Origin of the sequence: Burkholderia cepacia (assembly GCF_001718835.1) — a bacterium.
In the GTDB taxonomy this organism is placed as follows: domain Bacteria; phylum Pseudomonadota; class Gammaproteobacteria; order Burkholderiales; family Burkholderiaceae; genus Burkholderia; species Burkholderia cepacia_F.
In genome coordinates, this window is the sequence record NZ_CP013442.1 from 405,891 (window position 1) to 429,936 (window position 24,046).

The following is a 24,046-nucleotide window of genomic DNA, read 5'->3' on the forward strand; positions in this document are numbered from 1 at the left end:
CCGGCTTCCGCCATCGGCGGCGCATCGTACTCATGCAAGGCGATGCCGGTCCCGCGCCGACGGGACGTCCCCGACGCGACCCTTCCGATTGGCGCGCTCCAGCGCGCAATACGCGTAATAGAGCGAGACCGTGACGTACGACCACGTGACCAGCGCGAGCACGAAGAAATTGAACACGACGTTATGCGCGTCGCCGGGTATCGGGTAGAAATCGTAGATACAGGCGATCGTTTGCGATGCGACCAGGGCCACGGTCGTGGTCATCGCATGAAACAGCTGCCCCGCGGCCAGCAATCTCCGCACGAAGTAAGCCAGATAGATCGACAGGAGCGCCCACATCGCGACGTAGAAGTAAGGCAGCACCCTGGCCATGAAACCGGCGCCCACCAGCACGGCGGTTCCCGCGAAGGACGTCGCGAACAGCGCGACATCCTGGCGCGCCGACGGCTTGTAGCCGTGCGTGACGGCCATCAGGCCGGCGACCGCGATCACCGGCATCCCGAACCCGCGGGAAAACGCATCCAGCACATGCGAGACGAGCCCCGGGATCTCGAAGCCGGTTGCAAAATAGATCAGCGCATTGGTCGAGGAAACCGTCACGATCAGCCACTCGATCCCCAGCAGGTAATTGCGCTTCTTGACGAACTTCCAACCGTAGATGCACGTCGTCGTTGCCAGCAACGCACTGGCCAGGCAAAGCACGAAAGTTCTTTGATCCATGACTAAACTCCCTCTCCCGATTGCATAAGATTCATCATTGCTTCGCCGGCCTGACGCTCGCCAGGTAGTGAGCCACCGCCTTGCGGTCTTCCGGCGACATGGCCGCGGCGACGCGCTGCATCGTGCCGGTGGATTCGCTGCGCGTGCCGGCGGCAAACGCGTCGAGCTGCTTCAGCACGTAGTCGACGCCTTGCCCCGCGAGGCGCGGAAACGAACCCTGGCCCATCAGTTGCGCGCCGTGACACGCCGCGCATGCCCCCTCCTTCGCCAGTTGCTCGCCACGCGCCTTCAACCGGGCGTCCGGCTCGAAGAAACGATTCTCGGCAGCGGTCTGCTTAGCGTAGTAATCGGACAGGCGCTTGATCTCGGCTTCGCTCATCGTCATTGCGAGCGGGCCCATGATCGGATTGGTCCGCTGTCCATCGGCAAACTTGTGCAATTGCTCCGCGATGTACGAGGGCGGCTGTCCCGCCAGGCTCGGATAGCCCTGATTCAGCGAATTGCCGTTGACGCCGTGGCAGCCCATGCACGCGTCGGTCACGCGCGGCCACGGGCCGCCGTCGGCCTGACTGGCCTGCGCGGACGCCGTGACGTAGCGCTGCAGGCGATAGAGATCGACGAGACCGGGGCCGTAAATCGCAAGCAGGACCACGACGATGGCGGCGACGGCAAACAGGATGCGTTTCTTCATGTCCGCTCTCCTCATGCCCGACGCTGCGCATTGAGCGCATTGAGCGCATGAAGCGCGCTTTGGTGACCGGATCGTACGGCACCGTCCATGTAGCCGGCCCAGATGTTCGCGGTCTCGGTGCCCGACCAGATCAGGTTGCCGCACGGCGCGCGCAGCGCGTCGCCATGCGCGGTCCAGAAGCCTGGCGGGATCGCCGACACGCACGTGATCGTCCACGGGTCGGCGAGCCCCCAGTCGCGATCGTGGTAAGCCACCGGGGACAGCGCTTCCTTGCCCCACGCCTGCGCATAGATCTCCGTCTGCATGCGCTGCGCCGCCTGAAGGTCCGACGGCATCACCGCGTTCTTGACGAACGCGTTGATGATCCCGATCTCGCCGCCCGGCGGCGAATTGTCGTATGCCCAGAACACCGGCCCGTCGGTCTGGAAGACGTGGCCGTTCAAGCCCTTGTCGCGCCAGAACGGGCGGCGGTAGACCATCGCCGTCTTGCGCGCCGGCGAATGGGCCGGCCACGCGCGTTGCAGCGCGCGGCGTTTTTCAGGCAGCGGCGGGTCGAACTGCACCTGATTGCACAACGCCGGATGGATCGCCATGATGACTTTCCGGGCGCGCACCACGCCGCGGTCCGTATGCACCGCGACGACGTCGCGATCCCAGCCGACGATCCGCCGCACCGGCGACGACAGCCGCACCTTGTCGCCCAGTTGCTGCGCCATCCGGATGCTCAGGATCTGCGAGCCGCCGACGAAGCGGGTTTCCTGCGCGCTGTGCTTGATCGAGTCGAGCTGCGCGTAATCGCAATCGGCGGAGTTGATCATCGACAGGAAGTGCAGCAACCCCATCTTCGCCGGCATCACGCCGCCGGAAAGCGCGATCGACCCGTTCCATCCAATCCGATCTTCGGCCGCGATGTTCTGCGTCGCCAGCCAGTCGCCGACCGACAGCCGGTCGAGTTCGCCGGCCTTCGGCGACGTCCACGGCGCACCGGAGGGCACGTCGCGCGACAACTTGCCGAGCCTGGCGCCGATCGCTTCGTCGGTGCCGAACGTGCCTTCCAGGTCGATCTCGGCGCGCCCGTCGCCGCCGAGGATCACCGTCTTGCCCGTGTAGTAGCTCGGGAACGTGCCGACCTCCAGCTCGCGGGCGAGATCGGCGACCGCCGTCTGGCCCGGGCCGATCCACTGGCCGCCGACTTCGCTGACGTATCCGTTTCCGACGTCGTAGTTCAGCGTACGGCCGCCCACGCGGTCGCGCGCCTCGAGCACGACGAAGGATTCGCAGCCCGCGTAGCGCAGGTCGCGCGCGGCCGTCAGACCGGCCAGCCCGGCGCCGACGATCGCGACCTCGAGCACGTCGCCCGGGCTGCCCGCCGCCTCGGCAGCGCCGGCGTTTGCCCGGGCGGCGCCCATTGCGATGCCGGCGGCGGCGACGGACGTGCCGGCGTACTTGAGCCATTGCCTTCGCTGCGGGTCCGCCGAACGGTTGGATGAAGACTTCTTCGCCATGGTGTCTTTTCTCATGCCAGGAAAGTCATGCGTCAGCGGCCTGTCGAGGCAGCGCGCGCGAGACGATTGCCCGGAATCGAGATCCGGATCGAGTCGAAGGAAATGCGCCGGCGCCGCGAAATCCCTTCGGCTTCCGAAATAAAACTCCTTCGGCACCGGAAGGTTTTCGGGCGTCCCATCCCTCAATTACTAGTACACGTTACAAAACATAGGTCATGATACATAACATGACGAAGAAAAAAAAAGACAGGGTATTCCCCTGTCTTCAAGACCTCCGACGCATGCCGCTCCTTCCGGAACGTCGCCGCTTCACCGGGCAGCGGCCGCGCCGGGTTCGGGCGGCCGCTGCGCAGGCATTCCGGATGGACTGGACTCAGCCAGCCGTCGGCGTACCTCCCGATGCCTGCGGATTCGCCGAAGCCGGATTCGCGTTCGCCCCGGCCGCCGGCGCGACGTCCTTGTCCGACAGCCCGCCACCGAGCGCCTTGTAGAGCGCGACTGCGTTGCCGAACTCGTCGCGCCGCAGGTCCAGCAGCGTCTGTCGGGCCGCATACAGCTGACGCTGCGAGTCGAGCAGTTCCAGCCGGTCCTCGATACCGGCGCGATAGCGCAGGTTGGACAGGTTGGTGCGGCGCTCGGCGCTGGCGACCACCCGGGTCTGCGCTTCGATCTGGCGGTCGAAGGTTTCGCTGCCGGCCAGGCCGTCCGCGACCTCCCGGAACGCGGTCTGGATCGAGCGTTCGTACTCGACGACCGCGCTGGACTTGCGCACTTCCGCGAGCGTCAGTTCGGAACGCAGCCGGCCGCCCTGGAAGATCGGCAACGTGACCTGCGGCGAGAAGGCCCACGCACGGTGATCGCCGTTGAACAGGCTGCCCAGCCCCGGGCTCAGGAAGCCGATCGACGACGTCAGCGACAGGCGCGGGAAGAACGCCGCGCGCGCCGCGCCGATGTCGGCGTTGGCGGCGACGAGGTTCTGCTCGGCCTGCTGGATGTCCGGCCGGCGAACCAGCAGATCGGACGGCAGGCCGGCCGGCAGCCGGGTCACGACTGGCTGCTGTTCCAGCGACAGCGGGTCGGGCAGGTTCTTCGGCAGGTCGGTGCCGACCAGCAGCCGCAGCGCGTTGCGAGCCTGCGACACGGCGCGCGAGCGCGCCTCCAGGTCCGCGGCCGCGCTCGCGACCTGGCCTTCGGCCTGCGCGATGTCGACGCCGCTCGCCTGACGCGCCTCCTTGAGCTTGCGCGCAAGCTCGAGCGACTGGCGCCAGTCGTTCAGCGTGCGCTCGGACAACGCGCGCTGTTCCTGCGCGAGACGCTCGGCGAAATACGCATCCGCCACCGCGCCGATCAGCGAGATCTGCGCGGCGCGGCGGCCGTGATCGGTCGCGAGGTAGCGCGCGAACGCCGCATCGGACAGCGACTTCACGCGGCCGAACAGGTCGATCTCGAACGCGCTGACGCCGACGTTCACACCGTACTGCTGCTGTATCGACTCGGGTATCGGCGGATTCAGGTCGGCGTTGGCCGCCGTGCGCTGGCGCGTGAAGCTTGCGCCGGCACCGATCGACGGCAGGCGCGCGGAACGCTGGATGCCGTACTGCGCTTCGGCGGCCTGCACGTTCAGCGCGGCCAGGCGCAGATCGCGGTTGTTGTCGAGCGCGAGCTCGATCAGGCGCTGCAGGCGGCGGTCGCCGAACATCGTTCGCCAGCCGAGATCGGCCGCGTTCGCGCGCGTGTCGGCCTGGGTGTCGGCCTGGGCGCCGGCCGTCGTGTAGGCGGTCGGCACCGGCATCTCGGGCTTGACCAGCTTCGGTGCCATCGAGCACGCCGACAGGGCCAGGGCGACGGCGACGGGAAGAACTAGCAATCGCATGACATTAACCTTCCGTTTCTTGGCTCACGGCCACGACATTCTGGCGGGACGCCCGCCATGCCCCGACGCGCTCCTGGATGCTCATCACGAACACGAAGAAGACCGGAACGAAGAAAATCGCCAGCACGGTGGCGGTCACCATGCCACCGAACACACCGGTGCCGATCGCGTGCTGCGTCTCGGCGCTGGCGCCGGTCGCGATCATCAGCGGCACGACGCCGAGGCCGAATGCGAGCGAGGTCATCAGGATCGGGCGCAGGCGCAGCTTCGATGCCTGCACGGCCGCTTCGATGAGCCCCTTGCCTTCCTCGCGCAACTGCTTCGCGAACTCGACGATCAGGATCGCGTTCTTGGAGGACAGGCCGATCACGGTGATCATCCCCACCTTGAAGAACACGTCGTTCGGCATGCCGCGCAGCAGGACCGCACCGATCGCGCCGATCAGGCCGAGCGGCACCACCAGCATCACCGACAGCGGAATCGACCAGCTTTCGTACAGCGCGGCGAGCACGAGGAACACGACGATCATCGACAGCACCATCAGCATCGGCGCTTCCGACGCCGACTGGCGTTCCTGCAGCGACTGGCCGGTCCACTCGACCGCGAAGCCCGGGGGCAGTTGCGCGGCCAGACGCTCCATCTCGGCCATCGCGGCGCCGCTCGACTGGCCGGGGGCGGCCGTACCCGAGATACGCGCGGACGGATAGCCCTTGAAGCGCACCATCTGCAGCGGCGTCTCGGTCCACACCGGACGAACCATTTCCGACAACGGCACCATGCCGCCGGCCGCGTTGCGCACGTACAGCTTCATCACCTTGTCGATCTGCATGCGCGCCGGCGCGTCGGCCTGGATGATCACCTGCTGCATGCGGCCCGCGTTCGGGAAATCGTTCACGTAGGTCGAACCCATCGCGGTCGACAACGTGTCGCTGAGCGTCGTGAACGACACGCCCAGCGCCTCGGCCTTCTGCCGGTCGATCTCGAGCCGGATGCTCGTGCCGGCCGGCAGGCTGTCGGGGTACACGCCGGTCACGACCTTGCTTTGCGCGGCGAGTTCGAGCAGCTTCGCTTCAGCCGCCTTGAGCGCCGCCGTACCCTGGTTGGCGCGGTCTTCCAGGCGCATCGCGAAGCCCGAGCTGTTGCCGAGTTCGTCGATCGCGGGCGGCAGCAGGCTCATCACCGTGCCTTCGGTGACACCGGCCATCGCCTGCTGCGCCCGCATCGCTTCGTCCATGGCCGTCGCGCCGTTACGCTTGTCCCAGTCCTTCAGCACCGCGTAATTCAATGCCGCGTTCGGGCCCTGGCCCGAGAAGCCGTAGCCGACGATCGAAATGCTGGACTCGATCCCGGGGCGCGACGCGATATGCCGCTCGAGCGTCTTGACCACGTCCCGCGTGCGCTCGGCCGTCGCGTCGGACGGCAGCAGGAAGCCCGTCATGAAGTAGCCCTGGTCCTCGTCCGGCAGGAACGACGACGGCAGGCCGCGGAAGCCGAACACCAGCGCGCCCGAGATCGCGACGAACACGAGCATCACGCGACCCGTGCGGCCGACCAGGCGGCCGACGCGCGTCTCGTACCAATTCGTCAGGCGCTCGAAGCGGCGGTTGAACCAGCCGAAGAAGCCGCGTTTCTCGTGGTGGCCCGGCTCGACCGGCTTGAGCATCGTCGCGCACAGGGCCGGCGTGAGCGTCAGCGCGAGCAGCGCCGAGAACAGGATCGACACGGCCATCGACATCGTGAACTGCTTGTAGATCACGCCGACCGAGCCGCTCGCCATCGCCATCGGCAGGAACACCGCGGTCAGCACCAGCGTGACGCCGATGATCGCGCCGGTGATCTCCTTCATCGCCTTCGACGTCGCGTCCCTCGGCGACAGGCCTTCCTCGGCCATCAGGCGCTCGACGTTCTCGACGACGACGATCGCATCGTCGACGATGATGCCGATCGCGAGCACCATGCCGAACATGGTCAGCACGTTGATCGAGAAACCCGTCAGCAGCATCACCGTGAACGTGCCGAGCATCGCGACCGGCGCGACGATGGCCGGGATCAGCGTATAGCGCACGTTCTGCAGGAACAGGTACATCACGAGGAACACCAGCACCATCGCTTCGAGCAGCGTGTGCAGCACCTTCTCGATCGAGATCTTCACGAACGGAGACGTGTCGAGCGGGATCGAGTAGGTCATGCCCGACGGCATCGACTTGCTCAGTTCGGCCATGCGCGCGCGGATCGCGTCCGCGGTCTTGACCGCGTTGGCGCCCGGCGCGAGCTGCACGCCGGCGATGACGGCAGGCTTGCCGCTCTCGGTGTTGACGAAGTTGTAGGACTGCGAGCCGAGTTCGACGCGCGCGACGTCGCCGAGCACGACCTTCGAGCCGTCCGCGTTCGCGCGCAGGACGACCTTCGCGAACGCTTCCGGCGTCGTGAGCTGGCCCTCTGCGGTGAGCGGAACGGTCACGCGCTGGCCCGACAGCGCGGGCAACGCACCGAGGCTGCCCGGCGCGATCTGCACGTTCTGCTGGCCGATCGCGGTCGTCAGGTCGCTCATCGACAGCCCGAAATTGATCAGCTTCTGCGGATCGACCCAGATGCGCATCGCGCGTTCGGAGCCGAACATCTGCACGCGGCCCACGCCCTCGACGCGACGCAGCTCCTCGACGATGTTGCGCGCCATGTAGTCGGCGAGCGCGCCTTCGTCGAAGCGGCCGCTATCGGACTTGAGGGCGACGAACAGCAGGAAGCCGGACGATGCCGACTCGACGATCAGCCCGTTCTGGCGCACGGCCGCGGGCAGACGCGGCTCGACCGACTTGATCTTGTTCTGCACGTCGACCTGCGCCAGCGCCGGATCGGTGCCGGGCTTGAACGTCACGGTGATCTGCGCGGAGCCGGACGTATCCGCCGACGATTCGAAGTACAGCAGGTTCTTGACGCCGGACAGCTCGCGCTCGATGAGGCTCAGCACGCCGTCGTTCATCGTCTGCGGCGTGGCGCCCGGGTAGTTCGCGGTGATCGTGACGGACGGCGGCGCGACCGACGGGTAGCGCGCGACAGGCAGTTGCGGGATCGCGATCAACCCGGTCAGGATGATGAAGAGCGCGATCACCCAGGCAAACACCGGGCGGCGGATAAAGAATTGAGACATGGCAGGACGCTCCCCGTGACTCAGCGCGCGGCCGTGGCGGCCGCGGCAACAGGCGACTTCCAGTCGGTCGCGGCGGCCGGCGCGCCGTCGATCAGGCGTTCCATGCCTTCGACGACGACCTTCTGGCCGGCCTGCAGGCCCGACTTGATGCGGTAGCTGCGGCCGGTCTGCTCGCCGAGCTCGACCGGCTTCAGGTGCGCCTGGTTCTTCGCGTCGAGCACCCATACCTGCGGCTTGCCGCCGGCACGCACGACGGCCTGTTGCGGCACCATCACCGCGTTCGCGTAGTGCGCGCGCGGAACGCGGGCCCGGACGTACATGCCCGGCAGAAGCTGGCGTTTCGGGTTGTCGACAAGCACGCGCAGCAGCACGTCGCCGGTGCCCGGATCGACGTTGACGCCCGAGAACAGCATGCGGCCGCGCACGTCGTAGCGCGTGTCGTCGTCGCGCAGCACGTCGACCGGCAGGCCGGTACCGGCATAGCTGTCCTGCGACGCCAGCGTGTCGCGCAGGTGCTGCAGCGACGACGCCGGCTGGCGCACGTCCACGTAGACCTGGTCGATCTGCTGGATGCGCGCCATCGGCTGGCTGTCGCTGCTCGCGACGAGCGCACCCTCGGTCACGAGGGCCTGGTCGATGCGTCCCGTGATCGGCGCCTCGACGGTCGCGAACTTCAGGTCGAGCTGGCGGCGCGCGAGCGTCGCGCGGGCCTGCGCGACGTCGGCGGCGGCCTGGTCGCGTTGCGACACCGAGTCGTCGTACACCTGCCGGCTGATCGCATCCACTTCGACCAGCGGCTTGAGTCGCGCGGTCTGCACCTTGGCGCGCTCGAGCGCCGCGTCGGCCCGCTGCAACGCGGCCGCGGCCGTGTCCATGTCGGCCTTGAACGGCGCCGGGTTGATCTGGAACAGCGGCTGGCCCGCACGCACTTCCGTGCCCTGTTCGAACAGCCGACGCTGGACGATGCCGCTGACCTGCGGCCGGATTTCGGCGATCCGCACGGCCGCGACGCGGCCCGGCAGGTCCTCGGTCAGCTTCAGGGGGGCCGGCGCCACGGTCATCGCGGCGACCGGGATCGCAGGCGGGGCGGCCGGCGCGTCGGATTTCCCGCAGCCGGCCAGCAATGCGGCCGCCAGCGCGTAGACGCCGCCGTAGCGGCACAGTTTTTCATTCTTCATGTGGACTCCATGGGACGCAGGCAGCCAATTGCCGACCCTGACACGCGGCAGTGTGCGTGCGCCCGATGGCGTTTCTTCTACGGTAGTATGGAGATTCGATGGAGCTGCCGAATGGATGCAACGTAGTGATCACGCCCGACACCCCCCAGCCGCCCGGCGCGGCTCACCATGCCCAACCCTTGGTCCTCATCGCCGAGGACGAGCCCGAGATCGCCGAGATCCTGACCGCCTATCTCGCGCGCGGCGGCCTGCGCACCGTGCACGCCGCCGACGGCCGCCGCGCACTGGAGCTGCACCTGCAGCTCAAGCCCGACCTCGTGCTGCTCGACGTGCAGATGCCGCACGTCGACGGCTGGAAGGTGCTGACCGAGATCCGCCATCGGGGCAGCACCCCGGTGATCCTGCTGACGGCGCTCGATCAGGACCTCGACAAATTGATGGGGCTGCGCATCGGCGCCGACGACTACGTGGTGAAGCCGTTCAATCCCGCCGAAGTCGTGGCGCGCGCGCAGGCGGTGCTGCGCCGCTCGATGGCCGCGTCGCACGGCAGCGAGCAGCGCGTGCTGCGCGTGCCGCCGCTGGAAATCGATCTGGACCACTACGAAGCCGTGGTGCAGGTGGGGCAGCAGCGTCATTTCCTCACGCTGACCCTGACCGAATTCAAGCTGCTCGCGCAACTCGCGCGCGCGCCGCGGCGCGTGTTCAGCCGCGCCGAGCTGATGGCCACCTGCCTGCCGGAAGGCGACGCGCTGGAACGCACGGTGGACAGCCACGTCAGCAAGCTGCGCAAGAAGCTGGACGACCTCGGCGTGCAGGGCGTGCCGGTCAGCGTGCGCGGCGTCGGCTACAAGCTCTGGAGCGTCGAGTGAAGCTGGAGGGAATGAGCCGCCAGATCGCGCTGTCGATGGCGACCATCGCGTTCGGCGTGGCGGCGCTGCTCATATCGACGTCCTATGTTTTTTACTTTCTGACATTCCGTTACTGGCCCAAGCTGTGCGCGCAATTGGGCTGGGTGCCGACCGGGCCGGAATGGGCCTGGCTGATCGCGACCACGTCGGTCGGCCTCGCGCTGGCCGTCCTGATGGCGATCAGGCTCGCACGCCGCATCCTCGTGCCGCTCAATTCGGTGGCGAACGGCATCCGCCGCGTCGCGCGCGGCGATCTCGACGCACGCGCCGTCGCGGGCGACCGTTCGCTGCGCGAAGCCGCGCTGCTCGCCGACAACTTCAACGCGCTCGCCAGCGAGCTGCAGCGCGTGACCAACGAGCAGGCGATCTGGAACGCCGCGATCGCGCACGAGCTGCGCACGCCCGTCACGGTGCTGCGCGGGCGCTTGCAGGGCCTGGCCGACGGGGTGTTTCCGTCCGACGAAACGCAGTTCCGCCGGCTGCTGACCCAGGTCGAGGGTCTCGGGCGGCTGATCGAGGATCTGCGCGTGGTCAGCCTCGCGGACAGCGGTCATCTGAATCTCCAGGTGCACGAGGCCGACCTGGGCGCCGACGTCGAGGCGGTCGTCGCGGTGTTCGACGATGCGCTGAAGGCGGCGGGCCAGCATGCCGTGCTGGACCTGGACACGCGCCCGATGCGTTGCGACCCGGTGCGCATCCGCCAGGCGCTGCTGGCGCTGCTGGAAAACGCGCGGCGCCATGCGGTGCCCGGCGCGATCCGCATCCAGACGCGCGTCGAGCAGGGGCGATGCCATCTAAGCGTCGAGGACGATGGCCCCGGCATCCCGGCCGATTTCGCGCCGCACGTGTTCGACGCGTTCAGGCGGGCCGAAGGCGAGCGTTCGGGCAAGGGCACCGGCCTCGGGCTGGCCGTCGTGGCAGCCATTGCGCATGCGCACAGCGGACAGGCGACGTGCCGGCCGGCGGCCGGCGGCGGCACGGTGTTCGAATTGCAGTGGCCCGACGATCCGGCGCCGGCGCGCGTGCCGGAGCGGGGTCAGGCCTGAAGCCCGGCGCGCGCCCGCACCGAACGAGCCGTGGCCCGAAACCGCCGTCGTCACCATCCTTTCACCAGCCATTTCGTCGACGCCACCCGCGCTCGATGCGGGTCGCGCCATCGGCAGCGGTCTCGCCGACGCGCTTCATCACGGCTCACATCATGCATCGGTCGGCGTGGATTCGCCCGCAGCCTCGCCGGGCGACCTGATTCTGAAATCCTCCGGATTGCGTCCTTTCAACCAGTGCGGCCGCCGGCCGCGCCCTGTCCAGGTCGCGCCGGTGTCGGGATCCCAGTAGCGCGGCTCGGCATGCCGGCGCCGCTGCGTCCAGGCCGATCCGACATTCAACAAGCGCGCTTCGATCATTCGCCAGTCGATCTCGTAGTCGCGTATCAACTTGACGATCTGCTCCACGACATCTTTGCGGCGAGCGGTGCGTTGTGTCGTGATCCGGGCATCCAGCTCGGCACGACGGGCCAGCAACTCCTGCAACGATTCGCTCGACATGTGTTCTCCCTTTCACCAAAATCCGGCGCGCGTCCGGCAACGCGCGCCGCAACCGCATCCGGTTACGGATGCTCGAAACGCAGCGTCGTCAACGCTGCAGCACGATCTCGACACGCCGGTTACCGGCGCGCCCCTCGGCTGTCGCGTTGGACGCAACCGGATCGGCCTTTCCGCGTCCGGTCACGACGAACGTATCGGCCCGAAGTCCACGTTCTCGAAGGTAGCCGGCAACGGCGTCCGCGCGTTGCTGCGAGAGCTGGAGGTTCGACGTGTCCGAGCCGATCGCGTCCGTGTGGCCAGTGACTGCCACGCGCGTGAAGTGCGGGTCGCCTTGCTGGCTCGTCAGCTTGTCGAGCGTTGCGCGAGCGGCGGGAGTCAGCGTCGCCGATCCGAATGCAAAAAGGGCATCCGACGAGAGATTGACGTTTTGTACGGGAGCCGGCGCCTCCGCCGCAACGGGTGCGGACGCCGCCGCTCCAGCAGCAGCACCGCATTGGAATACGAGCGTTCCGGGGTCCGCACCATCGCGGAACGGCCTGGTCGAATCGACCGCTCGAACGGGCTGGTCTGCGCACATGCGCGTGGCGACCTTCATGCACGTCGCCTGGCTGGAAAAGATGCCGTGACAGTCGACCTGGTACGTCCGGATGCCATCCCTCGGTTGCAGCTCGTATGCGCTGAACGTCGGGCCGGATGCGCTGGTGCATGCAGAAAGCAACAGCGCGGACAGAATGGGTACGAGATAGAGATTTTTCACTGTAATGCTCCGGAAAATCCGTATGTAGTAGAAGCCGGGCAGGTACGCGAAATGCCCGGCCTCTCCGTTACTTCCACTGATACAACATGCCGGCGCCCACGACGCGCTGGCTTCCGCTGAAGCCGCCGTTCAGCGTCGCCTTCAGGTTCTCCGTGATACGGGCCTGCATGCCGAGCGCCATGGCCTTCTGGCCGAGGAAGGTCGCCGTACCGACCCCCATCGCGAAGTTCGAGTCGCGATCCATGTGCGGGATCGACGCCATCGCAGCCGTCGCGGCAATCCCGTCGCGCGCCATCGAATCGGTCTGCTGGATCTGCTGCTGCACCTGGTTGATCTGGTTGCCCAGATTGTTCACCGACGTCGACAACGCGCCCGACACGGCGTTCAGCTGGTTCACGTTGACCGCGTCGGTGCCCTGCGTGCCGGCCGCGACGTTGACGACCTGGCGCGCCGACTCCGCCGAGCCGACCGCGACGACGTTCGAGCGCCCGCCGTCGTTGCTGCCCGTGCCGATGGCCGCCGAATTGCTCCCGGTTGCCGTCGCACCCGCGCCGACGGCCGTCGAGCCATTGCCCGTCGCCTGCGCACTGTTGCCGACCGCCGTGCTGCTCGCCCCGGACGCCACCGCCCCCAGCCCACCCGCGGACGCGTTCGAACCGGTCGACGCCGGCGCGCTGTTCGGGCTGGACGGGTTGGACGTAAACGATCCCCCCGTCGATCCACCGGTATTGCTCGTTCTCTGACTGATCAGCGTGGTCAACTGGTTGGCGACCGAGTCGAGCTGCGACACGTTGACCGCATCGGACCCGATACGGCCCGCGGCCAGCCCGGTAATCTGACGATTTCCGACGTTCACTTCGCCCGCCGACGACTGCGGCGAACCGAGCCCGTAAGCGACATAGTTGTTCAGCGCGCCGACCGACGTCAGCGAGCCGGCGCCGAGCGCAACGCTGTTCGCGAATGTCGCGCTCGCACCGGCGCCCAGTGCGACCGCATCGATCGCCGTGCTGTGCGCCCCCGAGCCGAAGGCCATGCCGCCCGCCTTGAGCGCCGATGCATTCGCGCCCTGCGCGACCGACTGCGCGCCCGCCGCGATCGAACCGCTGCCCAGCGCGATCGCGTCCGCCTGCGCCGAGCTCGCGCTCTGGCCGATGGCGACGCCGCCGGGCGCGGTCGAATCGACGATCGCGCCGTTGCCCATGCCGATGCCGTTGTCGCCGTTGACCACCGTCGTCGGGCCCACCGCGACCGACTCCGCCCCCACCGCGAGCGAGTCGGTCTGTGCCGAATTCACATGAAAGTACTTCTGGCCGGTCACCGCAAAGGACGACAGTGCGCCGGCGAGTTGCCGAACCGTGACCGCGTCCTGTGCCTGCGTGCCGTCGGCAACGTTGGTCAATTGACGATAGGTGTTGCCGCTCGCATCGCCGAACGAAACCGCACCGAGCAGCGTCCGGTCGGCAGTATTGAACGGAATCGCATGGCTGCCGACCGCGATCGACCCGATGCCCGACAGGACGGCCCTATCCGACACCGAGCCCGAGCCGATCGCGACGCCGCCCGCGACCGAAACGTTCGACTGCGTGCCGAGCGCCAGACCGTTGGCTGCGGCGGCCTGCGCACCATTGCCGGCTGCCAGGCTGCTCGTTCCGCTCGCGATAGCCTGCGGGCCGATCGCGACGCTATCGGCGCCGATGGCCTGACTGTCGGCCGCGGTGGAGTTCGCGCGGAAGTACTTGATGCCGCCGCCGTTCTGGATGGTGTTGACGGCATTCGTCACGTTGGTCACGTTCTGGTTCGTCGCGTACAGTTGCGAGCCATTGACCGCGTCCGTGCTCGTCGGGCCCAATGCGCCGGCCGCGACGTTCGTGATCGTATTCGGACCGCTGCCGCCATGCCTGGCGCTGAACGCGCCGGCGCCGCCGTTCGCCGTCGGGTCCCACAACAGCGCATCGTTCTGCACCTGACTGACCTGCGAACTGACTGCCTGCAGCTGGCTGACGTTCACGGCGTCGGTCGGCGCGGCGCCTGCCGCCACGTTCGTGATGCGCCGCTCGGCCCCCGCGGAACCCACCGACACTTCACCCGCGGGCGTCGCGCCGGCCAGCGGCGTGGTGCCCGGGTTGTAGGCGGCAAGACCCAGATTGGCGTTCGTCGTCGAATTCGCGCCGAGCGCGACCGAATTCGCGGAGGTCGCCTGCGCGTTGCCGCCGATCGCGACGCTGTCCGCGCCGGTCGCCTGGCTGTCGGGCGCCGTGGAATTGGCGTGGAAATACTTGATCCCGCCTCCGTTGGCCATGTTGTTGATCGCCGTGGTATTCGCCGTGACCTGCTGGTTCGTCGCGTAAAGCTGCGAGCCGTTGACTGCGTCGGTGCTGTTCTGGCCGAGCTGGCCGGCGGCGACGTTCTGGATCTGCCGTTCCGCGCCGGACGCGCCCACGCTCACCGCACCGGCCGGATTCGCACCTGCGAAGGCGTAGCGGGTGCCGCCGATGATCGTGTCGGGCGTCGGGGTCGCCGCCGTGGTCGTCGAATTGGCGCCGAGCGCAACATCGAGCGCACCGTTCGCGACGGCATTCGTGCCGATCGCGACACTGTCGGCGCCGAGCGCGCGGCTGTCAGTGCCGGTCGAATTGGCGTGGAAATACTTGACGCCCGCGGTCGTCCCGCCTCCACCGATCGCGTTCAGCACGTTCTGGACGGAGCTGTACGTATTGCCCGCATAGCTGAGGTTCGCCGTCACGGCGCCCGTCGTACCGTCGTAGGTGCTGCCGCCGCCGAGGCTGGACGCGACGCTGTTGCCGAGCGTATTGACACCGGAAACCACCGAGAACAACTGCGATCCATTGATCGCATCGGTGCTCGCCGCCGAGATCACGCCCGCGGCGACGTTTTGCAACTGCCGCTCCCGGCCGGCGGCACCAATCGATACGACGCCGTTGGCCGCGCTCGCGAGGCCTGCCGCGGTCCCGCCGTACTGTGCGGTCGTTCCCGTGTTCGGGGCGGCCGTCGTGCTGCCGGCGCCGAGCGCGACGCTGTTGGCGAGCGTGGCGTTCGCACCGGCGCCCAGCGCCAGCGCATTGATCCCGTTGCTATGCGCGCCGGACCCGAGCGCCACCCCGCCCGCGTTCAGCGCGATCGCATTTGCGCCTTGTGCGATCGACTGCGCACCGGTGGCCGTCGCGCCGCTGCCGAGCGCGATCGCGTCCGCCTGCGCCGAGCTCGCGCTCTGGCCGATGGCGACGCCGCCGGGCGCGGTCGAATCGACGATCGCGCCGTTGCCGATACCCACGCCGTTGTCGCCGTTGACCACCGTCGTCGGGCCCACCGCGACGGCATCCGTTCCAACCGCGAGCGAGTCCGCCTGGGTCGAATTCGCATGGAAGTACTTCTGCCCCGTCACCGCAAAGGACGACAGTGCGCCGGCGAGCTGGCGCACCGTGACCGCATCCTGCGCCTGCGTGCCGTCGGCGACGTTGGTCAACTGACGATAGGTGTTGCCGCTCGCATCGCCGAACGACACCGCGCCGAGCAAGGTTCGATCGGACGTGTTGAACGGTATCGCGCGACTGCCGATCGTCACCGATCCGGCGCCGGACAGGACGGCCCGGTCCGACACCGAGCCCGAGCCGATCGCGACGCCGCCCGCGACCGACACGTTCGACTGCGTGCCCAGCGCCAGGCCGTTGGCTGCGGCGGCCTGCGCACCATTGCCGGCTGCCAGGCTGCTCGTTCCGCTCGCGATCGCCTGCGGGCCGATCGCGACGCTGTCGAGCCCGATCGCCTGGCTGTCCGGCGCCGTGGAGTTCGCGTGGAAGTACTTCAGCCCATGAGAATTGATATTGTCGATGGCCGAGCCGACGTTGTTGTTGATGGTCGTCGTGCCGTCCGCGTTGTACGTCACGTACGACGGCGCGGAGATCGTGCCGGTCGTCGGGTCGTAGGTGGCCCCGCCGCCGAGTGCCGTCGCCGTGCCGTTGCCGAGGTTGTTGGTCGTGCTGATGACCGTGCTCACACCGGTCGACAGCGATGCGACCGAACTGTTGGTCGACGAGAGGCTGGTCGACAGCGAAGTGATGCCGGTCGACGTCGACGTCGACAGCGACGCGATCGAACTGACTGCCGACGAGAGGCCGGTCGATGCCGAGGTCGAAAGCGATGCCACCGAGCTGTTGGTCGACGACAGTCCGGTCGACAGCGAGCCGATGCCGGTCGACGCGGACGTCGACAACGAGTCGATTGCCAGATTCGTCGCATTCAATTGCGACCCGTTGATCGCATCCGTGCTCGCCGAATTGATGCGCCCGGCCGCGACGTTGGTGATCTGGCGCTCGGTGCCCGCGGCACCGACGCTGACGACACTGCTCGGATTCGTTCCCTGGAAACCGTACGTCTTGCCGCCGATCGTCGCGCTGGCCGTCGGATTCGGCGCGGCCGTCACCGAGCCGGAGCCCAGCGCGACGTCACCCGCATTGTTGGCGACCGCCGAAGAACCGAACGCAAGCGCGCCGGCAGCAGCAGCCGTCGACGTATTGCCGAGTGCGAGCGAGCCCGTGCCCTGCGCGATGTTCGAATTGCCGATCGCCACCGCGCCGTTGCCGTTCGCGGTGTTGTTCGAGCCCGTCGTCACGGCGCCGGTGCCGATCGCCGTGCTCGGATCGCCGATCGCCACCGCGCCGTTGCCGCTCACCGTTTGCCCTTCGCCGAGCGCCACCGCGCCGATGCCGCCGAGCACTCGAGAGTTGTGGCCGCCCGCTATCGAACCGGTGCCGGCAGTCGCCGCCACCACGTTGCCGTCGCCGATGGCCACGGACGACGTCGCGAGGGCTTGCGACTTGAAGCCGACCGCCGTCGCATCGCCGTTGCTTGCCACCGTCTGGTTGCCCAACGCGATCGCGCTGCTTCCCGACGCCGTTGCGTTCGTCCCCATGGCGACGGCGTTGGTGTTGACGCCCGTCCGCGCCGAGTCGCCTATCGCAATGGACGAGGCGCCAGCCGAGTTGGCGCCGGTGCCGATCGCAATGGCGCGAATGCCCGACGCCGCGGCGCCCGCCGCTGCCGCCGGCGCGGATGAACCGCCTTCCGCGACGGAATCAGCGCCACCCAACGCTATTGCGTTTGCGCCGCTGGCGCTGGAGCCGTTCATCATGCCGAGCGCGTTCACGCCGCTGGCGGCGGCTCCCGCTCCCAACGCCACGGCGTTCTGCGCCGTGGCCTTGGCCACCGTTCCCGCGGACAGCGACGAGGGGCCGGATGAAGTCACGTCCGTGCCGATCGCAACCGCCCCCGCCCCCGTTGCGCCTGTGCCCGCGACGGTACGTGCCCCCAGATACACGGCATTGAGGCCGCTGGCGATGGCTTGGAAGCCGACAGCCGTGGTGTGCTGCGCAGACCCGTTGGACATATAACCCAGCGCAAGGGCTTCGGGCCCGCCCGCCGCCGCCTGGAAGCCGACCGCGGTGGCAAAGTCGCCGGTAGCGGCAACGTCGGTGCCGATGCCCGTGGACGATTGTCCGGTCGCGCCGGTGCCTGGCGCCGTGCGCGCGCCCAGGTAAACGGAATTGAGCCCACTGGCAACAGCCTGCAAGCCGATCGCGACGGCGTTCTGCCCGCTGGTGACGCTCCCCCAGCCAGCCGCCAACGAATACACCGCCAACGCGCTGGAACTGACGCCGAGCGCGGTGGCGTTCCCCGCCGATGCAACGGCGAAGGTGCCCAACGCGCTGGCGCCGGCCGCGGTAGCACTGGCACTGACGCCTAGCGCCACCGAATTGATGTCGTTCGAAACCGTGCCCCCGCCCAGCGCCATCGAGCCCTGCCCCGTCGCCGCGGCGCCCTGGCCGAGTGCGACCGTGTATTGCCCGTTTGCATTGGCCTGATAGCCGATCGCCGTCGCCCCGGCCTGATTGGCTGTCGACTGATAACCCACACATGTGATGCTGCCGCTATAAAGGTTATAGGGCGCCGCCGTGCAGTTCACCTGCGCCTGTGCGTGCACGCTCCATCCGCCCACGCCAATCAGCGTCAGCGCGACGAGACGCGTTGGCGATGTACTCCACCCGGTGTTCCCGCTTTTCGACGACGCAACCCGCTTCCCCCGCGCACGATCAAGCTCGGACGCCGCAACCCATGCGCCCAATGCTTCGTTCCAGATTGTTCTGAATGACTTGTTCATCTAAGTTTCCCCTCGGTTTTCACGTACTTGATGACGCAAAAGCGGACCCTGCAGAGAGCGAAGACGCTCCGCTTGTTTCTTCAATGCATTTCGGATTACTGAATTGGATACGGAAGTGCTTCTTGCCTTCCTCTTGCAAACAGGGAGAACGCGCGAATACAGGCCTACGCGCCAAGCGAAGGATGAGTCAGTCGGATCGGTCTCCCAGGTCGCAAGCCGGCTTCAGTGATATGGGCGTAGTGTGCAAGGATTCAGCGAGACGGACTTTTTTCCGAGCGGAAATATTCTTTTCTGGAGCGGACAACGCGAACATTCATTTCGTGTCGGGCATTCGAAGATTGCAACGCGGCAGCCAAATCAAATCCGGAACAAAAATTCACCGGTAATCCACAACAAAAATGCCGCACTGCCGCACAGGTCGTGCAACCGTGCAGGATCCCAAAACGTCACTTCCGCCAGCTTATGATTTTTGCAACAATGGCACGCCCGTGGCTCTCGATGCTGTCCGTCCAATAAGATCCCCCCAACTCGTTTCCAACCATGTCATCTTGCTTGTCCGGTTCGATGTCGCTTCGTGCTGCGCCCGATCTCTCTGACGCACATATTCTTGTCGTCGACGATCGCCCGGACGAGCTCCGTTTCCTGATCGATATCCTGCGGGTTGCGCGCTGCAGGATCAGTGTCGCGTTCGACGGCTTGCAGGCCTACAACCGTGCTCAGGCCATCTCCCCGGACCTGATCCTGATGGACGTCCGCATGCCGCGCATGGACGGCTTCGCCGCGTGCCGGCTGCTGGCGTCGACGCCCTCGACTCAAGCCATCCCGATCATCTTCCTGACTGCCGTCGGCGACCTCGAGGACCGTATCGAAGGGCTCGAAATCGGCGCGGTCGACTACATCGTCAAACCATTCGAACCGGCCGAAGTCGTTGCGCGAATCCGGAATCACCTGAAAAGGGCGCGCGGCATCCGGCCGCTCGAGCAACTGCCGGTGCTTCCCGACCATCCGGATGCATCGCTGGTGCGCGCCGCGAGCGAGATCCTGCTGCGCGACCTGCGCCATCCGCCCGCGCTCGACGATCTCGCCAGACTGGTCGGCACGCATGAAAAGCGGCTGTCGCGTGCGTTTCGCGACAATCTCGGCCAGACGGTGTTCGAGTATCTGCGCGATACGCGGCTGCGGATTGCCCATCGCTTTCTCGCCGAAACGTCGATGGGCATCGGGGATATCGCCGTGGAGATCGGCTTTTCCACGGCAGGCAATTTCGCCACGGCGTTCCGCGAACGCTTCGGCATCACGCCGTCGGATTGGCGAAAGCAGTGCATGCAGGGCGATATGGCCGACACCGCCGAAGCATGTCAGGCCGATGCGTAGCGATCGAATGCATGCGTGTCGGGATGCGCATGGCGAGGCTGACCTTGCTTGCCGCCTCGCGATCACCAGTTGTATTTCGCGCTGGCCAGCACGGTCCGCTCGTTGCCGAACACGCAGGCCTCGTAAGAGTTGCAACCACTGATGTAGCGACGGTCGAACAGGTTCGCGACGTTCAGCGCGAACCGCCAGTGCGGCATCTCGTAGTGCAGCGCAGCGTCGTACAGCGTATGGCTCGCGACCTTCAGCGAGTTGTCCGGCGCACCCGCGGTCGCGCTCTGGTAGCGGATGCCGCTCCCGATCCCCAGGCCCGAAAGTGCGCCCATGCGCCATGTCCAATCGACCCACAGCGATGCCGTCTGGCGCGGGAGCGGAACCGCGACCGGCCAGTTGTTCAGCGACGCGTCGTTCGCCTGCACGTTCTTGACGTCCTGATAAACGTACGACGCGACGACCGACAGCTCGCGGGTGACCTTGCCGACCGCGCTCAGCTCGATCCCGCGCGAGCGGACCTTGCCGGTCTGCACGGACGTCGTGCCGGTCGGGTCGAGACTGACCGGCGTCGGCGTCACGACGTGGGTCTGGTCGATCTGGTAGAGGGCCGCACTCAGCGCAAGATTCCCGGCCGGCGACTGCCAGCGCAAGCCGGCTTCCGTCTGCGTGCCGCGTGTCGGCTTCGGCAAGCCGCCGCCGGCCATCCTCACGCCGATGACGGGTTCGAACGACGTCGAATGGCTCACGTACGGCGACAGCCCGTAGCCGCCCTGGTACGTGAGGCCGATGCGGCCCGAGAACGCACTGACGTCCGCATCGGCTTGCATGCCCGCCGCGCGGTCGTCCTTGCGCATGGTCACGCGGTCTTCCCGACCGCCGAGCGTCAGCGTCCAGCGCTTCCAGCGGATCTGGTCTTGCGCGTATACGCCGAACGTGTTCATCGCCGTGTACTGGTCGACGTGGCCGAGCGACGTCGGGCCGGAGAAGATCGCGTCCGTGACCGGCGTATGGACGGGATGGTAGAGATTCAAGGGCCGCGCCAGCGCGAGCCACACGCTGTCGGTCGTCGTCTGCCGGTTGTACTGGAGGCCGAGCAGCAGCACGTGCTCGATCGGACCGGTGCCGAAGCGCGCCTGCACGTTGTTGTCGACGTCGAAGCGGGCGTAGTTCAGCTGAAACAGCCCCGCGAAGCGCATCATGCGGGTCATGCTGCCGTAGGCAAGGCCGTTGCCGAACACCGTCGCGTCGTCGAGCGACAGGTGCATCCAGCGCGCACTCTGGCGCAGCGTCCACATCGAATTCAGCGTGTGCTCGACCTGATAGCCGAGCGACCATTGTTTCTTTCGGTAGGCGTTGAATGCCGGATCGCCCGTATAGACATCCGGTGACAGGCGCCCATTCGGGTTCGGCAGCACGGTGCCCCGCGCAGGCAGGAAATTGAATGAGATGTCACTCCGGTCCTGCAGATAGGTTGCCGAGAGCGTCAGCGACGTGTCGGCGTTCGGCCGCCAGCGGAACGACGGCGCCAGCGCGACGCGTCGATCCGCATTCGGGCCGGTCAGCGCATTGCCGTCGCGCGCGACGCCAACGAAGCGATACGCAGCCGCCTTGTCGGGGGCGAGCTTGTCGCCGACGTCGAACATGAACTGTTTGCGCGCGTAGTTGCCGATCTGAACCCCCGCTTCACGGATGCGCTCACCGTCGGCCTGCTTCGTCCGTGCGTCGACGATCGCGCCCGGGTCGCCTGCCCCGTACAGTCCCGACGTTGGCCCACGCAGCACCGTGACGCTGTCGATCATCTGAGGATCGACGCGCCAGTCCGCGATCACGGCCGTATTCGGCGCCGCCACGCCGTCGACGTACAGCGTCGGCGTGAAACCGCGCAGCGCCGCATACGAGTCGGTGCGGCTGTCGGATCCGAATGTCGAGAAGCCGGGCACATAGCTGAGCGCCTGGTTGAGATCGGTCGCGCCGGTCATCTCGATCTGCTGCGCAGTGACGACGTTGATTGTCTGCGGAACCTCGGCGACCGGCGTGTCGGTCTTCGTGCCGGTCGCGGTGCGCATTTCGACGAGCCCGCTGGACGACGCCTTCGCCTGCACGGTGATCGCCGGCTGCGTCGCCTGTGCATACGCGTTGCCGGCGAGCGTCGCGCATGATATCGCTCCAGCAGCGAGTGCAAACGTATCTCGCACCGTGCTCGTTGCCCATTCCATCTTCAGTTGCTCCGTCATGCAGGTGGCCTTTCTTCCTCGTGGTCCGCCGCACGGAATACGAACGATCAACGCACCTGTCAGAAAGAGCAGGTGCCTCAACAATCGTTTTTCATGCACAGTTTTCCCCCGCGGGATGCTTCCCGCTTTCCGCCCTCCGGCGCTTCGATGCGCCGGTTCAAGATTCACGCAATCGTATCTGCTTGTGTCGTGACGAACGCGACAGTCGGGCATTCGACTGCCGCGCCCATGTACGCTTCGCGCATTCGAACCCTCGACGAAACAGGAGGTTTGCCGTGAAATTCCACCGCACCCTGGCGGCTGCCGCGATCGGCGCCGCGTTGTGTTCCCGCGCCGCCTTTGCCGTCGATCCGCTGCCCGCGCTGGGCGCCGATCCCGCCCATACGTCCGTCTCCGGGCTGTCGTCCGGCGCGTTCATGGCCGTGCAGTACCAGGTCGCCTATTCCGACTCCGTGGTCGGCTCGGGGATCGTCGCCGGCGGCCCGTACTACTGCGCCACCGGCAAGCTGGCGAACACCAGCAAATGCATGGGGATGCTGCCGGGCTCCCTGCCCAATCCCGCGCAGTTGCTGCGCGCCGCCAAGGGCTTCGCCGCGCGCGGCGAGATCGATCCGCTCGCCGGCCTGCAGAACGACCGCATCTACGTGTTCAGCGGCACCAAGGATAAGGTGGTGTACCAGCGGGCCGTCGACACGACCGTGTCGTTCTTCAAGGACGCCGGCGTGCCGGCCGACAATCTCACCTACGTGAAGACGATCCCGGCCGGTCATGCGCTGATCACGCCGGATTTCGGCAACAACTGCCCGATCACGGCGACGCCCTACATCAACCATTGCACGGTCGACAAGCAGAGCTACGACCAGCCGGGCGCGTTGCTGTCGTTCATCTACGGCCCGCTGAATCCGCCGGCCGACCAGCCCGCCGGAAAGATCATCGCGTTCAACCAGCGCGAGTTCGCCGGCACCGCGACCGGGATGGCCCAACAGGCGTATGCGTACGTGCCGCAGGCATGCACGCAGGGCACCGCGTGCCGGATTCATGTGGCGTTCCACGGCTGCAAGCAATCGGCGAGCGTCGTCGGCGACGACTTCTATCAGAAGACCAGCTACAACCGCTGGGCCGACACCAACAACATCGTAGTCCTGTATCCGCAGGTCGATGCGTCCAAGGTACCGAACAACCCGCAAGGCTGCTGGGACTGGTTCGGCTATACGGGCAAGGACTACGCGGTGAAGGCCGGCGTGCAGATGGCGGCCGTCAACGCGATGATCGGGCGGCTCACGTCGAAACCCTGACGCGGTGAGGTGAACGCATGCGCCGCGCCGGTGCGGCGCATGCGGGGAGGCGCTTACTGCGCGCTCGCCAATTCGGCGTCGATCGCGGCGACGAGCGCGGGATCGTCCGCGCCGACGTTCGGCGCGAAGCGCGCGACCACCTTGCCGTCGCGGCTCACCAGGAATTTCTCGAAGTTCCACAGCACGTCGGGCGCCGGATTCGGCTCGATCCCGTACCCCTTCAGGCGTTCGCGGAACGGACCGTCGTCCGCGGCCTGCGGCTGCGCCTGCGTGAGCGCGCGATAGAGCGGATGCTGATCGTCGCCCACGACCGAGATCTTCGCGAACAGCGGAAACTTCACGCCGAACGTCGCGCTGCAGAAGGCCTGGATTTCGTCATTGGTGCCCGGCTCCTGGCCCTTGAAGTCGTTCGCGGGGAACGCGAGCACTTCGAGGCCGCGTGCGCGCTTGTCTTCGTAGAGGGCTTCGAGGCCTTCGTATTGCTGCGTCAGCCCGCATTTCGACGCGACGTTGACCACCAGCAGCACTTTGCCTGCGAACGGGCGCAACGTGGTCGGGGTGCCGTCGATGGCGTTCACGGGGATGTCGTAGAGGGGCGAGGTCATGTGCGGGTCCTTGCGGTTGGAGGAGACGGTGACGTTCGCGGCAGCGGC

General features: G+C 67.1%; 15 protein-coding genes and 1 pseudogene. 4 read left to right on the forward strand and 12 right to left on the reverse strand.

Annotated elements, in window-relative coordinates:
• Window positions 1–30: 30 nt before the first annotated feature.
• The 6 genes from WT26_RS01570 to WT26_RS01595 all read right to left on the reverse strand — a co-directional run bounded on the left by WT26_RS01570 (window position 31) and on the right by WT26_RS01595 (window position 9,115).
• Window positions 31–720 (reverse strand): hypothetical protein, encoded by a 690-nt coding sequence (locus tag WT26_RS01570; RefSeq protein ID WP_069272035.1) that lies wholly within the window; start codon window positions 718–720, stop codon window positions 31–33.
• Window positions 721–754: 34 nt separating this feature from the next.
• Window positions 755–1,411: a c-type cytochrome gene (locus tag WT26_RS01575; protein WP_069272036.1), complete on the reverse strand. Its 657-nt coding sequence runs from the start codon at window positions 1,409–1,411 to the stop codon at window positions 755–757.
• Window positions 1,412–1,422: 11 nt separating this feature from the next.
• Window positions 1,423–2,916: a flavin monoamine oxidase family protein gene (locus WT26_RS01580; RefSeq protein ID WP_069272037.1), complete on the reverse strand. Its 1,494-nt coding sequence runs from the start codon at window positions 2,914–2,916 to the stop codon at window positions 1,423–1,425.
• Window positions 2,917–3,289: 373 nt separating this feature from the next.
• The gene (locus WT26_RS01585; RefSeq protein ID WP_069272038.1) at window positions 3,290–4,789 is read right to left on the reverse strand and encodes an efflux transporter outer membrane subunit; all 1,500 of its coding nucleotides are present in this window, start codon (window positions 4,787–4,789) and stop codon (window positions 3,290–3,292) included.
• A 4-nt stretch (window positions 4,790–4,793) separates the two neighbouring features.
• A complete protein-coding gene (locus tag WT26_RS01590) occupies window positions 4,794–7,937 on the reverse strand; it encodes a multidrug efflux RND transporter permease subunit (RefSeq protein WP_069272039.1) in 3,144 nt (1,047 codons plus the stop codon).
• A gap of 20 nt (window positions 7,938–7,957) precedes the next feature.
• Complete coding sequence (locus WT26_RS01595; protein ID WP_069272040.1) at window positions 7,958–9,115, reverse strand: efflux RND transporter periplasmic adaptor subunit; 1,158 nt, start codon at window positions 9,113–9,115, stop codon at window positions 7,958–7,960.
• 98 nt (window positions 9,116–9,213) lie between these two features.
• Between WT26_RS01595 and WT26_RS01600 the strand changes: the two genes are divergently transcribed.
• Both WT26_RS01600 and WT26_RS01605 read left to right on the forward strand, forming a co-directional pair.
• Window positions 9,214–9,984: a response regulator gene (locus WT26_RS01600; protein WP_069272041.1), complete on the forward strand. Its 771-nt coding sequence runs from the start codon at window positions 9,214–9,216 to the stop codon at window positions 9,982–9,984.
• The gene (locus tag WT26_RS01605) at window positions 9,981–11,069 is read left to right on the forward strand and encodes an ATP-binding protein (protein ID WP_069272042.1); all 1,089 of its coding nucleotides are present in this window, start codon (window positions 9,981–9,983) and stop codon (window positions 11,067–11,069) included. The genes WT26_RS01600 and WT26_RS01605 overlap by 4 nt, the downstream gene beginning before the upstream one ends.
• Window positions 11,070–11,219: 150 nt before the next feature.
• On the opposite strand, the gene WT26_RS38785 is transcribed toward WT26_RS01605, so the two are convergent.
• The 4 genes and pseudogenes from WT26_RS38785 to WT26_RS38995 all read right to left on the reverse strand — a co-directional run.
• Entirely contained in the window at window positions 11,220–11,567 is a 348-nt protein-coding gene (locus WT26_RS38785) for an H-NS family nucleoid-associated regulatory protein (protein ID WP_059627047.1), read from the reverse strand.
• Window positions 11,568–11,655: 88 nt separating this feature from the next.
• On the reverse strand, window positions 11,656–12,324 hold the full coding sequence (locus WT26_RS01615; protein ID WP_059871138.1) for an OmpA family protein: 669 nt from the start codon (window positions 12,322–12,324) through the stop codon (window positions 11,656–11,658).
• Window positions 12,325–12,391: 67 nt separating this feature from the next.
• A complete protein-coding gene (locus tag WT26_RS35080) occupies window positions 12,392–18,352 on the reverse strand; it encodes a YadA-like family protein (RefSeq protein ID WP_420480922.1) in 5,961 nt (1,986 codons plus the stop codon).
• Window positions 18,353–18,433: 81 nt separating this feature from the next.
• Window positions 18,434–18,499: pseudogene (locus tag WT26_RS38995) on the reverse strand (ESPR domain-containing protein); the annotation flags it as partial.
• A gap of 540 nt (window positions 18,500–19,039) precedes the next feature.
• Here WT26_RS38995 and WT26_RS01625 point away from each other — a divergent pair.
• Window positions 19,040–19,873 carry a response regulator gene (locus WT26_RS01625; protein ID WP_069272043.1) on the forward strand — a complete coding sequence of 278 codons (834 nt, stop codon included), beginning with the start codon at window positions 19,040–19,042 and terminating at the stop codon, window positions 19,871–19,873.
• Window positions 19,874–19,935: 62 nt separating this feature from the next.
• On the opposite strand, the gene WT26_RS01630 is transcribed toward WT26_RS01625, so the two are convergent.
• Window positions 19,936–22,080 carry a TonB-dependent siderophore receptor gene (locus tag WT26_RS01630; RefSeq protein ID WP_069272171.1) on the reverse strand — a complete coding sequence of 715 codons (2,145 nt, stop codon included), beginning with the start codon at window positions 22,078–22,080 and terminating at the stop codon, window positions 19,936–19,938.
• Window positions 22,081–22,373: 293 nt separating this feature from the next.
• On the opposite strand from WT26_RS01630, the gene WT26_RS01635 reads away from it, so the two are divergent.
• Complete coding sequence (locus tag WT26_RS01635) at window positions 22,374–23,393, forward strand: PHB depolymerase family esterase (protein ID WP_069269555.1); 1,020 nt, start codon at window positions 22,374–22,376, stop codon at window positions 23,391–23,393.
• A gap of 53 nt (window positions 23,394–23,446) precedes the next feature.
• Here the strand turns inward: WT26_RS01635 and WT26_RS01640 are convergent, their stop codons facing one another.
• Window positions 23,447–23,998, reverse strand: coding sequence for a glutathione peroxidase (locus WT26_RS01640; protein ID WP_042585671.1), 552 nt, complete (start codon window positions 23,996–23,998; stop codon window positions 23,447–23,449).
• Window positions 23,999–24,046: the final 48 nt, after the last annotated feature.